The following is an 18,256-nucleotide window of genomic DNA, read 5'->3' as shown; positions in this document are numbered from 1 at the left end:
TGGAACCCGTGCACCCCGTGAGAAAAAAGACGAACAAGCGGGACGCTATCCTCGACGCAATGCTCGATGTCGTGGTGGAGAGAGGCTTCCACGAAGCTCCCATGTCGCTCATCATAGAGCGCTCCGGGGCGAGCGCGGGGGTCATCTATCACTACTTCCAGAGCAAGGAAGAGATTATCCAGGCTCTCTACGAACGCGTCCGCGCGCTGAAGCGGACCAGCCTTCTCGAGGGCTACTCGCCTGAGATGGAGGCGAAGGAAGCCTTCCTCCAGGTGTGGACCAATGGATACCACTTTTATCGCAAGCACCTGAAAGAGATGCGCTTTCTCGATCAGTACGAGACCGCGGGCTTTGTCTGCCATCCCGACTCGGCCGCGCGGCCCGACAAGGAAAAGATCGGGTTCGAACGCCGGTTCAGGAGTCGATCGAAGGGCGGCGTACTGAACGAGCTGCCACCGGAGGTGATCCAGGAGCTGACCTTTGGCGTGGTGGCACGGCTCGCCAGGCAACCCCGAAAGCTATCACCCAAGGTGATGCGAGACGTCGCGGAGAAGGTGTGGGAAGCCATCAAGGCGTCCGACTAGAACGAACGTTCGGTTTATTCGTGTAAAATCCTTGCATGGCATCACGTGGAGCGACTTCGATGGACGCTAACGGCACAAAGATCAAAGTCATCCTTACAGGCGCCACCGGCATGGTCGGTGAGGGCGTCCTGCTGGAATGCCTGGAACATCCAGCGATCGAACAGGTTCTTGTGGTGGGGCGCAAGCCCTACCATGCGAAGCACCCCAGGCTGCGGGAGTGCATCGTGCCTGACTTTCTTCACCTGGAGCGAGTAACAGATCAACTTACCGGATACGATGCGTGCTTTTATTGCGCCGGGATCAGTTCGAGTGGAATGAGTGAGGCAGAATATACCCGCATCACGTACGACATCCCGCTCCACTTCGCCCAGACGCTGGCAGGCCTCAACCCGCAGATGATCTTCAGCCATGTATCCGGCAGTCATACCGACAGCTCCGAGAAAGGTCGCATCATGTGGGCCCGTGTGAAGGGAAAGGCCGAGAATGCGCTGATGGGATGCGGATTCGAAAAGGTGTACAACTTGCGGCCCGGTTTCATGAGGCCGACAGATGGGCAGAAGAACATCAAGGGTTATTACAGTGCGATTGGCCGGCTCTATCCGGTGCTGAGGGCGTTGTTCCCAAATCACGTGAGCACCATGCGCGAGGTGGGCCTGGCCATGATCAACAGCGTGCTTAAGGGCTATCCCAAATCGGTGCTGGAGATCCGAGATATCAAAGCCCTGGCGGGGACCTGGCCATCATCCGAAGATGCTCACCGGTTGCCAGAGAGCGCATCGACGCTCTAGGCTAGCCGAGACCCATGAAAATCCAGCAGGAAGTCCACAATCTGCTTACCGGCCTCGGCGTCTCCCCCGGAACATTTACCGGTGGTCAGCTCGCCGTCACCTCACCCATCACCGGCGAGATCATTGCGAACGTTCGCGTAACGGAGACTCCCGAGAAAAACATTGCTGCCGCGCATAAGGCATTCCTCGAGTGGCGCAGCGTGCCTGCTCCACGACGCGGAGAGCTGGTGCGACAGCTTGGCGACGAGCTGCGTATCGAACGCGAGACACTCGGACGTCTCGTAACCTTTGAGACGGGAAAGATTCTCTCCGAGGGTGTCGGCGAGGTGCAGGAGATGATCGACATCTGCACCTTCGCCGCTGGCCTCTCGCGTCAGCTCACGGGGCTTACGCTTCCCTCAGAGCGTCCCAATCACCGCATGATGGAGACCTGGCATCCTCTGGGAGTTACAGGCGTCATCTCTGCATTCAACTTCCCTGTCGCGGTTTGGAGTTGGAACGCTGCGCTCGCGCTCGTCTGTGGCAACTCGGTGGTGTGGAAGCCATCGGAGAAGACGCCACTTACGGCGCTGGCCACCCAGGCAATCTTTGAGCGCGCGGCTGCAAAAGTTGGTGGCATTCCTGCAAATCTATCGACGCTGCTTGTTGGTGATGCGGCGGTCGGTCAGGCGCTAGTGGAGTCTTCGCAGGTTCCGCTGCTCTCAGCGACAGGCTCGACCGCGATGGGTCGCGCCGTCGGTCCGCGCCTGGCGCAACGCTTCGCTCGCGCGATTCTGGAGCTGGGTGGAAACAACGCGGCAATCGTCTGCCCGTCCGCCGATCTCGACCTCACCTTGCGGGCGGTCGCGTTTGCAGCGATGGGAACAGCAGGACAGCGCTGTACCACCTTGCGCCGACTGATCGTGCAAGAATCGATCTGCGACGCGTTTGTCTCGCGCCTCCGCAAGGTCTTCGCCACCGTCACGGTCGGCGATCCACGCGAGCCCAACACGCTGGTAGGCCCGTTGATCGACCGACGTGCCTTTGAGGCCATGCAGAAGACCCTTGAAACAGCTCGTTCTGCAGGCGCCGTGATCCACGGCGGCGAACGTGTCGAGATCTCCAACTGGCCGGATGCTTTCTATGTGCGGCCTGCGCTGGTTGAAATGGCGGAGCAAAGCGAGATCGTACGGCGCGAGACCTTTGCACCGATTCTCTACGTTCTTCGGTACAAGGAGCTCAACGAGGCGATAGTCCTTCATAACGACGTGCCGCAGGGCCTGTCGTCCTCCATCTTCACCACCGATATACGCGAGGCGGAGCGCTTTCTTTCCGTCGCAGGCTCCGACTGCGGCATTGCCAACGTAAATATCGGAACCTCCGGCGCGGAGATCGGCGGCGCTTTTGGTGGAGAAAAAGAGACCGGCGGAGGGCGAGAGTCGGGCTCCGATGCATGGAAGCAGTACATGCGCCGCGCCACCAACACGATCAACTACGGAAGCGATCTGCCCCTGGCACAAGGTGTCGTGTTCGACATCGACTGAAGCGACCTTACTTCTTCGCTTCGGCTGCTGGCGCGGGAGGGTTCCCGGCAAGCCTCAGGTTCACCACCTTCCGAAGAAGGTCGAACCAGAAGGGTGCTCCCTGGGAGATCGCCAGCACGGTTGCCGCAAGTCCAACGATCTTCCAAAGCCACCAACTCCATTCGCCGATATCGACAAGGCGGGGATCGGTACCGGCAAGCGCGACCTGAGTCATCGACGAGGTGGGATGCACGAGATCGGGCCAGCAACTGGCCTTGAAACCGTCTGCCTGAATGGGAGCCTTTACCTCAGGCTTCGGTGCGGCCTTCGCATCGACAAAGCACCAACCCAGCGGAACTCCCGGCAGATGCTCGCGAAGCAGGTTCATGCGATGAAGGGACTGATCCAGTTCTGCCTTGTCGTCTCCGACCGCCTGATCCCGCGGAGTCGATTTGATGTATTCGGTAGCCTCGGCGCTGATGGCGTCACGCAGAGTCTGATCGTTCCAGAACCGCTTGCTCAGCGAGATCGAATCCGCATTGAGCAGGAGGCACAGAATCGCGCCGAAGATCCAGATCCAGGCATGCGACTTGCGCTTGTACCAGCCCGAGACGCGCTCCATCGACTCATTGAACCAGTTCTCCAGGCGCCTGCGCTGTTCGCCCGCATCCCTGCAATCGCGCAGAAGCGAACCGAGAAGTTTCTCGGTCTTCTCGAACTTGTTCGTCTGTGGCTTCGCCGGGGTTGCCCCATCGAGCTGCATACCCTGATCTTCCGCCGCCTGCAGGATAGCCAGCGCCAACGTAGTCGCGGGAATATAGGAGGGCCGCCGACTGAACTCACCCCGCGAGCCCGGGCTGCAGAGCCCCTGAATCAGCGGCTGGCTATAAACCACTTCCTTGAAGTCATTGCTCATCAACAAGCCAGCTAACCCGCGTTCGAGCGTGGTTGCTCTCCATCGAAACAGGTTGGCGACGATCTCCTGGATCGCGGAGCATGCCGCACTCAACATCAGAAAAAGAAACGCCATGCTGATGGCGAAACCTACGATGGTCGTGATCAACCTTTGCTCCCGCCCGGTGAATAGAAGACACGACCAATGTACTGCAACCTCGTTGCTTTGAAGCAACAAGGCGAGACTTTGGCCCAGGAGACGGAGAAACAAGCGGCTACCCAACCAACAGGTAGCCGCTACACAACTGCTTTATGCTTATTCGCGGGCAACGCCTTTGCGGCCGGCAAGCCTGCCGTCCATGTCCGCCAACACGTAGGCCACGACAGAAAGCATCGCGGTGTTGCGCTTGAACGAGTCGGGATCGACCTTATCGAGCGTATCGGCTTCGGTGTGATGCCAGTCGAAGTAGTGATCGCCGACGGTGTGAGGGCTGAGAGCAGGAACACCGTCGGCGACGATAGGACCGATATCGGATCCGCCGCCTCCCGGCGAAACGGTATCGGTGCCGATGGAGCCGAGCAAGCAGACAATATCGCGCATGTAGACGAAAGACTGTTTCTCCTCAGCCGAGAGTGAGCTCTCATCGAAGCCCGAAGGTGCGGGAGCGGCAGCTGCTGCACCCGGGGAAGGTGGTGCGGGACGACGCGCCCTTCCGAATCCGCCGTAGCCGATGCCGAGAGGCTTCTCGGCCCCACCATCCATCTCGATTGCGGCAACCTGATCGCCGATCTTGTCGCCGATCCACTGCCGGTAGGCGCGGCCGCCGGCTCCACCGTTCTCCTCGTTGACCCAGAAGACGATTCGAATAGTGCGCTTCGGTTTGAGGCCGAGCTTATGGATCAGAGAGACAGCCTCGAAGGTGGCCATGATGCCCGATCCATCGTCCTGCGCGCCCTGGCCTACATCCCAGGAGTCGATGTGGCCGCCGAGAACTACGACCTGCTCGGGATGCTCGGAACCGACGATCTCACCGATGACGTTGCCGGCTTTCACATCAGGCTCCATGTGCGCGTCCATCTCGAGATGAACCTGCACCGGGCCTTCTTTCGCCAGCCGCTCGATCAGCAGAGCATCTTCGACGCTGATGGCCGCGGAGGGAATCTTTGCCTGCTTCTCGTCATAGCGCAAGGTTCCAGTGTGAGGCGTCTGCATTGCGAGCCCGGTGGCCGAGCGAACCAGCACCGCTGCCGCTCCCTTTGCAGCCGAGCGTCCCTGGCTACCCGTGCGGTACATGGAGCCGACGCCGTAGCCGTGCCAGCCTGGATTGAAGACGACGATCTTGCCCTTGACCTGATCGTTCGAGAGAGCGTCGAACTCGGCGAAGTCGTGCACAAAAACAACGGGAGCGGTGATGCCTCCCTTGGGCGTCCCGACGCTCATGCCGAGGCCAAGCATATGCAGCGGCTTGGTGATGGTGCCGGTTTCGCCTTTGTACGTGATCGTCGCCGATTCGTTACCGCGCACCCAATGCGGCACCATGACCGGCTGTATCTGTACATTCTGGAGACCGGCCTTGCGCATCAGCTCTGCTCCCCACTCGACGGCGGTGTTGAGCTGCGGGCTTCCGCTGAGGCGTTTGCCGATGTGGTCGGTGAGATAGGCCAGATGCGCATAACCCTCATCGTCAGCCATGGCAGCCTGAAGAATCTTGTCGGCATCCGACTTGTACTTCGCAGCCAGCGGTCCTGGAACCGCGGACATCATTGGGGGCCGCTCTCCGGGCGCGCCCATCTGTGCAAGACCGGCCTGCGTTGCCAGAAGCGCGGCAGACGTCATAAGTGCAGCAAAACGCTTCATCGAAACTCTCCTGTTTCTTTTGCCTGGTTCAGTGACGTCCTGACAAAGACACAGGCTGAGGACGGTCGCCCTCAGCCTGCGCGTTGTTAGAAGTTGGGGTTCATTCGAGGCTAGAAGATGATCTTGCCTGCGAATTGCACGTTGAAGGGTTCACCCGGTCCAATACCCGGCGCGCCGCTGTTATTGCGCGTCGAAGTGCTGCGGCCGAAGGTGGACGAGGATAAGGTGCCTACTCCCGGATTAGCAAGGTTGGTGCGATTGAAGATGTTGAACATCTCCGCACGCAATTGCAGTGTGAGTCGCTCGTGGAGCTGGGTGTTCTTTACGAGCGAGGCGTCCACGGTCGAGAAGCCAGGTCCGCGAAGGACGTTGCGGTGGAACGTACCGAAGCTGCCTGCAGGTGCAGGGGCGAATCCGCCAGCGGTATACCACTGTACGTAGGGGGTTCCGCCACCCGCCGGAGTGACAAACTTCCTGCTGGCGCCAGCCTTGGGATCTCCAATAAGGTTCGGGCGATCCTGAAACTCGCCGGTTCCGCTGTTGTCCACGCTTCCCAGCTTCACGTTCACAGGCTGTCCGGAGAAGACAGTGAGGAAGGCATTGCCCTGCCATCCCTTGGTGAGTACCGGCAGGCTGTGTCCGATCTGCGGAGCCTCGTAGACGACGTAGCCATTGAAAGTGTGCTTTATGTCGAAGTCGGCGTTGCCATACTCGCCAGCCAGATTCGTCGAGTCCTGCGGAGCGAAGCCGCGGGTACCCGATACTACGTCAAGCGCATGACCATAAGTGTAAGAACCCTGTGCGGTGAGGCCATGGAAGTTGCTGGTACGAATCATGACCTGGGCCGAGCTGTAGTTCGACGTACCCTGGCTTGAGATCTGATTGATCGCAGCAATGGACTTCGCGTTGGCAATCGCAGTGTTGTTGTAATACGGCCGGCGTGGCTGAAGGTCATTGTTCGAGGTTCCGAGTCCTGGACGAGCCTGGTTGATGTCGATCAGGTTGAACAGCCTACGCCCAAGCGAACCAACATAGCCAGCCTGCAGGATGGTATTACGGCTAAGTTGATACTGAACGTTCAGGTTGAAGTTCTGGATGTACGCGGTACGGAAGTTCGGGTCGATCGTCGACAGACCGAAAACTGACGGAGCGTTTGCACTGCTGAACGGATTGATTCCCGTCTGCCACTGATAGAAGGGACGGCTCAGGTTGACCACGGGGGTTGCACCAGTCGGGTTGGCCTGTACACCAGCTGCGCCGCCGTTGCCAGGACGGTTGTCGAAGAAGCCGTTGAAGTTAATCGCATCGAAGAAAATGCCGTAGGTTCCACGAACGACCATCTTTGCGGTGGGCTCATAGGAGAAACCGAAGCGAGGCGCGATGTTGGACTTGTTCCCGGGATAGATGGAATCCAGCCCCGCGCCTCCTGGAACCACAAGGCCGAAGGCATCTGCGCCGGGTGCGCCAGGACGGAAATCAGAGAGGACACCGGGAGAGTTGATCGGAGCGTTGTAGTCGTAGCGCAGGCCGTAGTTCAGCGTCAGGTTCTGAAGCAGCTGGTACTGATCCTGCACAAACAGACTGAATGTGTTCTGGTAAATGTCACGGCGAAGATTGCCCTGGGTAAAGCTGGAAGATGCGACGTATCCGGCAAGATAGTCCGCCATCGCACGCACATCGGCACCCACCGAATTATCCGTCGCATACGGCGTCGCATTCGCAGGAAGAAGGCTTACGATCGCTGCGTTTGCTGTCGCCTGACCCGTGAAGGTGAAGGTTCCACGGACATTGCGCTGATACTGCAGGTCCATGTAGTTCCTGCGATACTCACCGCCGAATCGAACCTGGTGCTTGCCAAAGATGTAGTTGACCGTATCGGTGAAATGCCCTGTGTAATCCTTACGACCCAACGGCTGCGTTACACCGGTCTGATCGAAGGTCGTGCTGCTGGCGATGGTGATGGTCGGAGCACCATACAACGATGGCGTAGTGACCCCCGTATTGAGACCAAGGTCGGGAATGTTCTGGCTGTGGTTCTGATCGTTGAAGGTCTGGTTGAAGACACCGACAGCGGCCAGCGCCTGGTTGGAGAGGTGATCTGTAATCGCGTAGTTGTGGACCGCAGTGAAGTTCTGCGTAATGTCCGGAGCAACCTGGTAGTAGTCGAAGACGTTCGTTCCGACCGCTGCGAACTGACGGCCTGTGCCGATGAAGGCTCGCACAGAAAGGGTCTGGCGGGGTGTGAGAGTCCAGTCGACCTTACCGATCACGTTATCGCTGTATCCGGTCTGCGGACGGCCATCGAGGAAATTGCCTGCGGATGCCGGACCTGCTTCCTGATTTCCGGCGGGCCAGAGAGACAGAACACTCAGAGAGAGTGGATTGACGGAGATGCCGTGCTGCTGCAGAAGGGCCGTACCCGCTCGAACATAAGCGGCGGTGGGCTCGGTCGCCGAAGCAGAGTTCTGGATCAGGTACTTCTGGCGCTCGTAATTGACGAAGTAGAAGAGCTTGTCCCGAACGATGGGTCCACCCACAGAGGCGCCGAACTGCTGGTTGCGCAGCTGGGGCTTGCGTTGCGCTGAGAGAAGGAAGGGGCTCTTGGCGGCAAAGAACTCGTTACGATTGAAGTAGTAGGCAGAGCCGTGAATGGTATTCGTACCAGACTTAATCGCGAGCGAGACCATGCCACCGCCGTTGCGGCCGGCTTCGGCGTTGCCCTGGGACTGCACAGTGAACTGGTCAATAGCGTCGATCGGGATGGTTACGCCGGCGATCGATCCGACACCGCCCTGGTTAGCGGCCGCACCGTTCTGCCAGATGTCGTTGTTGTCCGCACCGTCGATCTGCCAGTTGAGCTGGTTGGTGCGTGTCCCATTCAAGGATTGGGCGCCGTTGTACCCAGGCACGACCTTGAGGAGTTGGGTAAAGTCACGGCCATTGAGCGGAATATTCGCCACGGCCTTTTCGTTGACCACGGCATTGTTGGTGGTCGAAACAGTATCGAGGGTGACGGCGTCGGCACTGACTTCAATCTGTTCGTTGGTCGAGGCGACTCCGAGCTTGATGTCGAGCGAGTAAATCTGTCCTGGGCGGACGGCAATGTGGTCTACCTTGCGGGTGGAAAAGCCGGCAGCGGTAACCTCAACGGTATAATCGCCCAAGGGCAGATCCTGGAAGCTGTACACTCCGGAATCGGTCGAGACCATGTCGCGCTTGTAGCCGGTCTCGGTGCCGAGGAGCGATATTTTGGCATTCGATACTGCCGCACCGCTGGAATCCTGCACAGTACCTGCGATTCCACCGCGGAAGGTCTGGGCGGTCAACATCGGTGTCATCGCAGACACCAACACCAGGAATAAGAGATAGATGTACTTATTGAACAACCTCATAACAGGGCTCTCCTCGAACGTTTTAACTGGAAGATGAAAAGGGGCGAGGCTGGAATGCCTCGTCTATAGACACACGGTTCCCAGGCGAAGGGACAGCTACTTAGTACATCGTCGTGGATGTACAGATGCCGGGTCGTTTTTCATTGAATATTTATCAAACTACCTTTAAACGTTCCGGATTACAAGGCGTTCGTCACACAAATCACCCGGTTCATCCCACGTATCTGCGCCGGTTTCTGATTGCGAAATGGACATAAGTACGGACCACAGGAGTGTTAGCCCGATTTATCGGAAGACATTTACCGGAAGACGAGGATCGCTCTGCCCACCACACCCGTGATCCGATCCTGCGCGGCAAGACCCAGCGCTCGCTGCAGACCGTGAATCTCCCGAAGGTGATTCGAATAATCCCAGGCCAGATCACGCGCCTTGCATACGTTCCAGAAGGCAAGCAGACGACCGATCTTTCCGGTGTCCTGCGCGAGTTGACCGAGAAGTCCGGTTGCAAGCACATCGAGGGCGCGCGGCATCACCGCTTCAAGAAGCTGATTGACCGCTTGATAGTCCACGTATTGAGGACTCTCGGCAGTGGGCGTGATTCCGCTCTGATGACTGGTCTCGATGAGAGCGAGCGCGAGGTCGTGGTTGATGTGCGCATTCATCCCGGCGAGCGCGAACTGAATGCGGTCGACCCCTCCGCGAAAACGAGCTTCCATCAAAGCATCCCACGCGTTTGGAGCGTCTTTCTTATCGAGAGAGGCACGCACGGCCTTGAAGTAAAGGCCCGCGAAGACCACGTCGAGCCGGTCGAGCCAGATCGCATCCTTCCACCCTCCGGCAGGCGGTCGCAGATCGACCTCTTCGGTAACCATGCTGTAGAGATGGTTGAACCATTTCAGGCCGTCGTTGTCATCAAGTGCGGCGTCGATGCGCTTCATCTTCGCGAGAACATCGTCGATGGTGACTGCATCGGGTTCCGTGACGATCTGATACAGAGTCTGATCGGAGGCTGAGAGGCTCATGAATCACGCGCCCTTCTAAGAGAGGATGCGCGAAAGTATAGCGCAGCCGATTCGCTGTCCTCGCCCCGCCGATTTAGCATCGAGAGAGAACAGCTGGCTCAGACGGTCGAGTCCGCAACCATCGACTATGCCAATCTTCCCTCCTCGCCAGCTCCGGATCCCCGCTCTCTTCCTCTTCCTCACCCTGGCCTCTGCGGTACAGGCACAGATGCTGGCTCGTCCCGGATGGGCGGGATCGGGCATGAACGCTGCGCCGTGGTGGAAGCACGCCGTCGTGTACCGGGCCGACCCGGAGACCTTCGGCGGTCTTCACGGACTGGCCGAACACCTGGATTACGTTCATTCGATCGGCGTCGATGCCCTGCTGCTGAGCTCCCTTGGAGGAGACGCGAAGCAGCCGCTCGATCCTTCCGTGGGAACCATGGACGATGTGGACGAGATCGTGCGGCGCGCCAGCCAGAACAACATCCGCGTGCTGGTGGAGCTGAACGGAGCGTCCGCGGACGTTGAGGCGAGGGCTCGGCTGTGGCTGGTCCACGGAGTTGCCGGTTTCTATGTCACGGACGCGGGCGCCGATCAAATCGCCCAGGTCCGGAAGACGGCTGGGAGCTTCGCCGGTCAGCGCATCGTGGTCGGCGATCTCGATGCGACGGGCGCACAGAGTCGAAGCGCGGATGCTCCGCAGCTTGTGGCCGATGCGCGAGCGGGGACGCAGGAAAAGCTTGAGGCTTCCTCGATTCGTCCCTCGCTTGAGCTGGCGCAGCAGATGGCCGACGAAGGACGTAGCGTTCCCCTGTTGCTCTCCGATGGACCGAAGCTGAAGCGCAGTATGAGCCGTTATGGCGATGGCGCGCACGACCTCGAGATTGCGAAGTCGCTTGCGGCGATGTTGCTGACGACGCGGGCGGCGACAATGCTCTTCTGCGGCCAGGAGCTTGGCCTGACGGATGGGGCGAAGCAGATCTCCTTCGCTGCACCGGCGAAGGGCGAGCAGCTGGCGGCGACGAGCGTTGCGGCGGAAGATGCCAGCCCTTCGTCGCTGCTGAACTGGTATCGACAGCTCAGCGCCCTGACTCACAGCAATCGCACGCTGAGCTCGGGAGCGATAACCGTGCTGAATCACGACGACCAGAATGTCCTGGCCTGGGTTCGCAGGCCGGCGGCAGCTTCGCTGGCCACACCTGCCATCGTGGTGATCGAGAATTTGTCAGCGCAGCCGGTGACGCTGTCGCTGAAGGCGGATATGCAGCGGCTGCGGCTGCGAGGAAGTTTTCTGCGGACGCTGATGCGTTCCGACAGCGGGATGGGCGCGATGCACCTGGATGGGATGACCCTTCCGCCGCATGCCGTATTCCTCGGAGAGCTACGGTACTGAGGGGGATACCCCCATGTTGATTGCGCAATCCCTTTAGCTGTGGCACGCAGCAACATCAAGCGGGATGGCTGGAAAGAAATTTTTTGTACTGACCGTCCAATAACTTCAGAATTCCTTCAACAAGCGAAAGCTGACCCTCGAGGATTTCAATCTTTTCTCGCGTGGCTTCGGCATGGCCTCCGGTCGGATCCGGATCGCTCTTCTGGCTGTTCCCCAACGGAGCGATACTCAGGATGGCGTCGCGAATGGCCTGCTGATCGGCGGTTTTGAGTTCGTTCTGATTGGAATAAATTTCGGCGTACTCCTGTACTTCGGGGTAGGGCATGTAGGAGACCGCGGCCGTGGCCTGGGCTGTCTTCCAAGCAACATCGGCCAAGTCACGGTTGCTGGCGCCGATTTCCATGCTGGCGTTTTCCGGAGCCTTATGGTTCTTGACGATGTAGTTGAGAACGTCGAGATCCTTCTTGAGCGCATCCTGCTGTTTGCGCAGGTCTTTGAGTGCACCGGAAAGGGTGTCCGCGTTGTGCTGGATCTCGGCATGGAGACTGGCTTCGGCCTCGTGAACGAGGTGGCGGTGATGGTGAAGAGGTGGAGCAGAAAGTCGCGGATGCCGTGCATTGCTGAGTGAGGCGGATGAACGTCGAGCACCAAGGAACCTCGATGGCATTTCGCTGGTGATTAGCGTAGCAGAGGGTGCGGAGATGGCTATCTTCAGGACGGACAATTCTTTCCGCGAGGTCGAGCAATTGAATTCGGTCAGGAGGGAAGATTCGTCTTCCACAGCTTCCACAGATCTGGCCTATTTCCACAGCAAAATGCCTGAAAAAGCCCCTTGATTCGCGCCGCTGCGGGAGTACTATTCCTTTCACCGGAGGAGTGATCTTCCAGAAGGAGAGAGTAAACGAGGGGCCATCGAAGAGGACCGGCAACGGAACTCAAAACGGGCAGACAGGAGACTGGATGTCTTGCGATGGACCAAGAGAGCTCTTGCAACGAGTGGCATAACGGAGGCAGACGGGAAAGGCGGGTTTCGACTCGCCAGTACCGGACCCATCCGGAATGACAAAGCGTTGTGATCTGGTTCCGAACCAGATCTTCGAAAATCGGAAAAGAGAGGGCGGTTTCTCGCAAGAGAGATCGCCCTTTGCTTTTGGCGTGGGCTGAGGCGAACGCCTCGATTGACGAGGCTGGCCGATCCGCAGCGCTTCCCAAGGTGCGTTCGTGAGCCATTCAAGAAACTATCGCCCTTGCATTTAATAACTAAACCGTTCAGTATTGTTTTGAAAGCGACCGTATACGGGAGACGTCCTCGAATGATTTCCGTCAGCAATCTGGTCAAGAAGTTCGGTACCTTTACCGCCGTCCATGACATCAGCTTCGACGTCGCGCAGGGAGAGATCTTCGCCTTTCTCGGGCCGAACGGAGCCGGCAAGACTACAACCATCAAGATGCTTACCACGCTGTTGCGCCCCACCAGCGGTCTCATCGAACTCGATGGGCTTGACCCCACGGTGAAGCAAAAGGAAGCCCGTCAGCGCTTCGGCATCGTCTTTCAGGATCCCAGCCTCGACAACGAACAGACCGCGTACGAGAACATGGATCTGCATGGCATCCTTTACCACGTGCCTCGCAAGATCCGGACTCAGCGTACCGAGGAGTTGCTGAAGCTCTTCGAACTATGGGACCGCAAAGACGCATACGTGAAGACCTTCTCCGGCGGCATGAAGCGGCGGCTCGAGATCGCCCGCGGCTTTCTGCATACACCGAAGATTCTCTTTCTCGACGAGCCCACGCTCGGTCTCGACCCGCAGAGCAGAAACCAGCTTTGGACACACGTGAAGCACCTCAACGAGACCGAGAAGACCACTGTCTTCCTGACAACGCATTACATGGATGAGGCCGACCGTGTCGCCCATCGCATTGCGGTTATGGATCATGGAAAGATCGTCGCTCAGGGCACCTCGGCGGAGTTGAAAGAGCAGACCAGGACGGAATCCCTCGAAGCCGCATTCCTCGCCCTTACCGGCTCCTCGCTGCGCGACGAAGGTGCAAACTCCAAAGATACGTTGCGACAGGTCGCGCAGATGTTCGGACGCCGCTAAGACCACCGGGAGCCTAGACAGGAGGAGACGAGAATGGGTGCGATTTATATCTTGTGGTTACGGGAGCTGAAGCGCTATGTGCGTTCGCGGGTACAGATCGTGGTATCGCTCGGCCAGCCCTGCCTCTACCTGCTGGCACTGGGCTTCGGACTCGGTCCGGTCTTCAAGCAGGCGGGTCACGGCAGCTATCTGCAGTTCATGGCTCCCGGAGTTGTTGGCATGACGGTGCTCTTCAGCTCCGTCTTTTCCGGTATTGCCATGCTGTGGGATCGGCAGTTCGGCTTTCTTAAGGAGACGCTGGTGGCTCCCGTATCGCGAATGCAGATCATGATCGGACGCACGCTGGGTGGCGCAACTGTTGCTGTCATCCAGGGTACGCTGATCCTCATCATCTGCCTCATCGCCGGCTTCCGCCCCCACAGCTGGTTCGACCTCCCTGTTGCCTTTCTCTTCGTGGCGATGATCGCCATCGTCTTCTCAGCGCTGGGAACCGGAATCGGCTCGGTGATCAAGGACATGCAGGGATTTCAGCTGGTGATGAATTTCATGGTGATGCCCATCTTCTTTCTGTCGGGCGCACTCTTTCCGCTGACCAATCTTCCGCTCGCGATGCGCCTCATCACCAGACTCGACCCGCTGACCTACGGGGTGGACGGTTTGCGCGGCGCGCTTATCAATACGTGGCACTTCAGTCTGATGTTCGATGTCACGCTGCTTGCGGGAATCGCCGCAGTCTTTCTTAGCGCCGGCGCCTATCTCTTCACCAGGATCGAAGCATAGAGCAGAAGAGAGAGCGATGGCGAGACCTAGAAGCGCGGAGTCCCATAAGAAAGTGATCGATGCGGCGGTTCAGTTGTTTTCAGAACGCGGGATCGATGCCACCAGCATGGATGCCATCGCCGAGGCGTCCGGCGTAAGCAAGGCCACCATCTACAAACACTGGCAGGACAAAGACGCCTTGTGCCTGGAGGTGATGGGCTATCTGCATGGCCTCGACGAAGAGCCACCGGTCTTCGACTCCGGCAATTTCCGCGACGACCTCATCGCCCAGTTGCAGTATCAGCCGGCTGCCGATCGCCAGGCGCTGAGAGAAAAGATGACACCGCACATGATCGCCTACGCCTCGCGCAACCGAGCGATGGGTGCAGCCTGGCGGACGCGCGTCATCGAGCCGGCCCGGCTGGCGCTGACCAACCTGATCCAGCGTGGAGAGAAGGGTGGCATCCTCCGTCGCGGCATCGATCCCGAGATCGGGATCGCGCTCTTGCTGGGCCCCATGATGTATCGCCACGTATTCGTAACCAGGGCCGGAGCCAAGGGGCCTAAAGATCTTGAGATTCACGTCGCCGACGCCTTCCTTGCAGCCTTCGGGACAGCGGCGCCTTCTCGCTGAGATCTTTCGAGAAGGCTGCGCTGCGTCGAACGAAGAAGCAGCTCGGCGATTCGAAAGACACCGCAGATCCTTCGACTCGCTGCGCTTCGCTCAGGATGACACTTCTTCGTTCGGGGGTAAGTGGTTCGTGCTTCGGCGCGAATGGTCCACTCATGCGATATAGCCGCATGAATGGGGCACCCGGCACCTTCCCGCTAAGCTTCTGCAAAGGACTGCCGCTCTGCGTTGAACGCAGAAGACTGGAGTCAAGGTTTGTTCGATGCTTGAGCGAGGACCTCGGCCAGGTGTTTGGGGCGGGCGTCTGTGCTCTGGGTGATCTGCTCGCAGCAGCTGAAGCCGTCGGAGACGATGATGGCCTGAGGGTTGTTGCGGACGGCGGGCAGGAGGACGCGCTCGCCTAGTTTTTGCGAGATCTCGTATTTATCGTCTTCGAAGCCGAAGGGCCCGGCCATGCCGCAGCAGCCGGAGTCGAGCGCCTGGACCTCGGCGCCCGTGGCGCGGAGGAGTTTGAGCTCGTCGGTCATGCCGTGCTCGCCGACGCCGGTCATCGCCTTGTGGTGGCAGTGGCCGTGGACGACGATCTTGCCGTCGATCCTGGGCGGCTGATAGTGGGGCGCGTACTTCACGAGGAACTCGCTGAGCAGGTGGATGAGCGAGCGAAGTTTCGGCGCGCGTGGATCGTCAGGGAAGAGGTTGACGAGCTCGTCGCGGAAGACGGAGGCGCAACTGGGCTCGAGCACGACGATGGGGGTTCCGGCATCGATCTGCGGGGTGAGGACGTCGAGGATCTTCAGTAAGTATTGCTTCGCCGTGTCCAGCATGCCGAAGTCGTAGAGCGGCCGGCCGCAGCAGAGATGGTGATTGGGAAGCGATACGCGGAAGCCAGCCTCGGTGAGAACCTTGTGGGCGGCGCGCATGGTCGCAGGATGGAAGTAGTTGTTGAAGGTGTCGGCCCAGAGAAAGACTGCGGGCGCGGTGGCGGGCAGAGGGTTGCGGCGATCTTTGCGGCGCTGCGGATCGCGGGCGAGACGGCGGTCGGGAGTGAAGGGCCGCGAGAAGCGCGGAAACCTCCGGCTGGGATGGATGTGCAGCGCTGATTTGATGAGCGTGGAGATTCCGGGCGCGTTGTTGAATGCATTGACGATGCCTGGAGCGATGGAGGCGAGGCGCGCCCAGCGGTCGATGCGGCCGAAGGCGTAGTGAGAGAGCGGGCGCGAATGGTGCTCGTAGTGGTGGGAGAGGAACTCGGCCTTGTAGGTGGCCATGTCGACGGAGACGGGGCACTCCGACTTGCAGGCCTTGCAGGAGAGGCAGAGGTCGAGAGATTCGCGGACCTGCTCGTTGGCCCAGTCGTTGGGGAGGACCTCGCGCTGCATGAGCTCCCAAAGGAGATGGGCGCGGCCGCGGGTGGAGTGCTGCTCTTCTCCGGTGGCCATATAGCTGGGGCACATGGTTCCGGCGTCGGCCTTGCGGCAGGCACCGACGCCGACGCAACGCAGGGTCGCGCGGGCGAAGGAGCCGTTGTCCTCCTTGAAGGCGAAGTGGGTTTTGGGCTCCCAGGGCTTGTAGTCGGCGCCGAGACGGAGGTCTTCGTGGATCTCGTGCGGGTCGATGAGCTTGTTGGGATTCATGCGCTGATCGGGATCGAAGAGACGCTTGAACTCGCGGAATGCCTCCATCAGCTCAGGGCCGAACATCTTGGGCAGAAGGATGCCGCGAGCCTGGCCGTCGCCGTGCTCGCCGGAGAGGGAGCCACCATGAGCGAGGGCAATGTCGGCGGCCTTCTCCATGAAGGCACGGAAGTCGAGGATGCCCTTTTCGGTCTCGAGGTCGAAGGAGAGGCGCATGTGGACGCAGCCCTGACCGAAGTGGCCATACATGGGGCTCCAGTAGCCGTACTGCTCCATGAGGGCGTAGATGGCGCGGAGATAGGAGCCGAGCTGCTCGGGAGAGACGGCGGCGTCTTCCCAGCCCTCCCAGCCGGTGCGCTTGCCGGGGACGAAGGCGGTGGCGCCGAGGCCGGATTCGCGGACGGCCCAGACCCGGTGAGCTTCGGTGTGGTCGTAGATACGGGCTTCGGCGATTCGCTCGAGCGCCAGGGCAAAGTCGTGGGCGCGGAGGTCGGCTTCGGCCTGGGTGTTTCCGCCGAACTCGACGAGCAGGAAGCCGCGCCCTTCGGGGAGGAGCGGAATGTCGTCGAGGGCCTTCTGCTTGCTGCGAAGGGAGTCGAGGAGGAGGCCGTCCATGCCCTCGAGGCCGATGGGCTTGTGGGTGAGGACGAGCGGGACATGATCGGCAGCAATGAAGACATCTTCGAAGCCGACACCGACGAGGGTTCGGAACTGTGGGGACACGACGAGGTTCAGCGTCGCGCCGAGGATGACGGCGCAGGTGCCTTCGCTGCCGACAAGAGCACGGGCGACGTTGAAGTGTTTCTCGGGAAGCAGCTCGTCGAGGTTGTAACCCGAGACGCGGCGGGGGATGTTGGGAAACTTTTCGCGGACGAGTGCAGCGTAGGTGTCGCGGATGTGCTTGAGTCCGGCGTAGAGCTCGCCGGTGCGGCCGCCTGCGGCGATCTTCTGATTGAGCTCTTCTTCGGAGGTGGCACCGATGGTGAGGCGGGTTCCGTCGTAGAGAAGGATGTCGAGTGAGTGGATGTTGTCGACGGTCTTGCCGCCCATGAGCGCGTGGACGCCGCAGGAGTTGTTGCCGATCATGCCGCCGATGGTGCAGCGGCTGTGGGTGGCTGGATCTGGGGCGTAGGTGAGGGCGAAGTTTTCGGCGGCCTCGCGGACGCGGTCGAGCACGATGCCGGGTTGCACGCGCACGGTGCGGGTGACGGGATCGACCGGACCCATCTTGTTCATGTACTTCGAGAAGTCGAGGATGACGGCAGCGTTGGTTCCCTGGCCCGCAAGCGAGGTTCCGCCGCCGCGCGAGAGGACGGGAGCATTGAATTTCCGGCACGCGGCTACGGTGGCGATGACGTCTTCTTCATCGAGGGGAATGACGAGGCCGATGGGGATGTGGCGGTAGTTCGAGGCGTCCGTGGCGTAGAGGGCGCGGGAGGCCTGATCGAAGCGGACTTCGCCGCGGACTGTCTGCCGGAGCGCCTGTTCGAGATCGGATGCGGCGGAGAAGCTTTCATGCGCACGGGCATGCGAGCTGGGGAGAATGGTGAAGGGCGTGGCGGTGGGGGTCGTGGTGGTGGACATTTTGTCTGCGAGTTATTTTAGTGCTTTTGTGGAGGGTTCGCGCTTGGGGCCAATGCCTGCGGATAGGATGAAGCGAAGTGGCGGTGCGGAGTTGTTCTCAATGCGCGAATCGTGGTTGCACGGACGAACTA

The 18,256-nt window shown here is 59.8% G+C and carries 13 protein-coding genes; 7 read left to right on the top strand and 6 right to left on the bottom strand.

Annotated elements, in window-relative coordinates; translation table 11 throughout:
- Positions 1-17 precede the first annotated feature (17 nt).
- Genes BDD14_RS17410 through amaB form a run of 3 tightly spaced genes read left to right on the top strand, consistent with a single transcriptional unit; the run spans position 18 to position 2,895 of the window.
- Complete coding sequence (locus tag BDD14_RS17410) at positions 18-584, top strand: TetR/AcrR family transcriptional regulator (protein WP_165420121.1); 567 nt, start codon at positions 18-20, stop codon at positions 582-584.
- A gap of 59 nt (positions 585-643) precedes the next feature.
- Positions 644-1,372 (top strand): NAD-dependent epimerase/dehydratase family protein, encoded by a 729-nt coding sequence (locus BDD14_RS17405; RefSeq protein ID WP_130419908.1) that lies wholly within the window; start codon positions 644-646, stop codon positions 1,370-1,372.
- Between the two features lie 14 nt (positions 1,373-1,386).
- Entirely contained in the window at positions 1,387-2,895 is a 1,509-nt protein-coding gene (gene amaB, locus BDD14_RS17400; RefSeq protein ID WP_130419907.1) for an L-piperidine-6-carboxylate dehydrogenase, read from the top strand.
- Between the two features lie 7 nt (positions 2,896-2,902).
- Here the strand turns inward: amaB and BDD14_RS17395 are convergent, their stop codons facing one another.
- From BDD14_RS17395 to BDD14_RS17380, 4 genes are all read right to left on the bottom strand, one after another.
- Positions 2,903-3,937 carry a hypothetical protein gene (locus BDD14_RS17395; protein ID WP_130419906.1) on the bottom strand — a complete coding sequence of 345 codons (1,035 nt, stop codon included), beginning with the start codon at positions 3,935-3,937 and terminating at the stop codon, positions 2,903-2,905.
- Between the two features lie 147 nt (positions 3,938-4,084).
- A complete protein-coding gene (locus BDD14_RS17390; protein WP_130419905.1) occupies positions 4,085-5,626 on the bottom strand; it encodes a M20/M25/M40 family metallo-hydrolase in 1,542 nt (513 codons plus the stop codon).
- 110 nt (positions 5,627-5,736) lie between these two features.
- The gene (locus BDD14_RS17385) at positions 5,737-9,018 is read right to left on the bottom strand and encodes a TonB-dependent receptor (protein ID WP_130419904.1); all 3,282 of its coding nucleotides are present in this window, start codon (positions 9,016-9,018) and stop codon (positions 5,737-5,739) included.
- A gap of 299 nt (positions 9,019-9,317) precedes the next feature.
- The gene (locus BDD14_RS17380) at positions 9,318-10,040 is read right to left on the bottom strand and encodes a DUF5995 family protein (protein ID WP_130419903.1); all 723 of its coding nucleotides are present in this window, start codon (positions 10,038-10,040) and stop codon (positions 9,318-9,320) included.
- Between the two features lie 127 nt (positions 10,041-10,167).
- Between BDD14_RS17380 and BDD14_RS17375 the strand changes: the two genes are divergently transcribed.
- Positions 10,168-11,415 carry an alpha-amylase family glycosyl hydrolase gene (locus BDD14_RS17375; protein ID WP_130419902.1) on the top strand — a complete coding sequence of 416 codons (1,248 nt, stop codon included), beginning with the start codon at positions 10,168-10,170 and terminating at the stop codon, positions 11,413-11,415.
- 55 nt (positions 11,416-11,470) lie between these two features.
- On the opposite strand, the gene BDD14_RS17370 is transcribed toward BDD14_RS17375, so the two are convergent.
- On the bottom strand, positions 11,471-12,139 hold the full coding sequence (locus BDD14_RS17370) for a hypothetical protein (RefSeq protein WP_242618025.1): 669 nt from the start codon (positions 12,137-12,139) through the stop codon (positions 11,471-11,473).
- 589 nt (positions 12,140-12,728) lie between these two features.
- Here BDD14_RS17370 and BDD14_RS17365 point away from each other — a divergent pair.
- The 3 genes from BDD14_RS17365 to BDD14_RS17355 are packed head-to-tail and all read left to right on the top strand — an operon-like array spanning position 12,729 to position 14,910.
- Positions 12,729-13,517 (top strand): ABC transporter ATP-binding protein, encoded by a 789-nt coding sequence (locus BDD14_RS17365; protein WP_130419901.1) that lies wholly within the window; start codon positions 12,729-12,731, stop codon positions 13,515-13,517.
- 33 nt (positions 13,518-13,550) lie between these two features.
- Entirely contained in the window at positions 13,551-14,297 is a 747-nt protein-coding gene (locus tag BDD14_RS17360) for an ABC transporter permease (RefSeq protein WP_130419900.1), read from the top strand.
- A 16-nt stretch (positions 14,298-14,313) separates the two neighbouring features.
- Positions 14,314-14,910 carry a TetR/AcrR family transcriptional regulator gene (locus BDD14_RS17355; protein ID WP_130419899.1) on the top strand — a complete coding sequence of 199 codons (597 nt, stop codon included), beginning with the start codon at positions 14,314-14,316 and terminating at the stop codon, positions 14,908-14,910.
- 245 nt (positions 14,911-15,155) lie between these two features.
- Here the strand turns inward: BDD14_RS17355 and BDD14_RS17350 are convergent, their stop codons facing one another.
- Complete coding sequence (locus BDD14_RS17350; RefSeq protein ID WP_130419898.1) at positions 15,156-18,125, bottom strand: FAD-binding and (Fe-S)-binding domain-containing protein; 2,970 nt, start codon at positions 18,123-18,125, stop codon at positions 15,156-15,158.
- Positions 18,126-18,256 lie beyond the last annotated feature (131 nt).

The sequence above is a fragment of the Edaphobacter modestus genome (genome assembly GCF_004217555.1).
Taxonomy (GTDB): Bacteria; Acidobacteriota; Terriglobia; order Terriglobales; family Acidobacteriaceae; genus Edaphobacter; species Edaphobacter modestus.
This window is presented reverse-complemented; position numbering and strand designations above follow the sequence as displayed.

Bases quoted from the DNA above. Each gene is read 5' to 3' on its own strand.
- BDD14_RS17405 (WP_130419908.1), top strand. From the start codon at position 644: ATGGACGCTAACGGCACAAAGATCAAAGTCATCCTTACAGGCGCCACC.
- amaB (WP_130419907.1), top strand. From the start codon at position 1,387: ATGAAAATCCAGCAGGAAGTCCACAATCTGCTTACCGGCCTCGGCGTC.
- BDD14_RS17390 (WP_130419905.1), bottom strand. From the start codon at position 5,626: ATGAAGCGTTTTGCTGCACTTATGACGTCTGCCGCGCTTCTGGCAACG.
- BDD14_RS17385 (WP_130419904.1), bottom strand. From the start codon at position 9,018: ATGAGGTTGTTCAATAAGTACATCTATCTCTTATTCCTGGTGTTGGTG.
- BDD14_RS17380 (WP_130419903.1), bottom strand. From the start codon at position 10,040: ATGAGCCTCTCAGCCTCCGATCAGACTCTGTATCAGATCGTCACGGAA.
- BDD14_RS17375 (WP_130419902.1), top strand. From the start codon at position 10,168: ATGCCAATCTTCCCTCCTCGCCAGCTCCGGATCCCCGCTCTCTTCCTC.
- BDD14_RS17365 (WP_130419901.1), top strand. From the start codon at position 12,729: ATGATTTCCGTCAGCAATCTGGTCAAGAAGTTCGGTACCTTTACCGCC.
- BDD14_RS17360 (WP_130419900.1), top strand. From the start codon at position 13,551: ATGGGTGCGATTTATATCTTGTGGTTACGGGAGCTGAAGCGCTATGTG.
- BDD14_RS17355 (WP_130419899.1), top strand. From the start codon at position 14,314: ATGGCGAGACCTAGAAGCGCGGAGTCCCATAAGAAAGTGATCGATGCG.
- BDD14_RS17350 (WP_130419898.1), bottom strand. From the start codon at position 18,125: ATGTCCACCACCACGACCCCCACCGCCACGCCCTTCACCATTCTCCCC.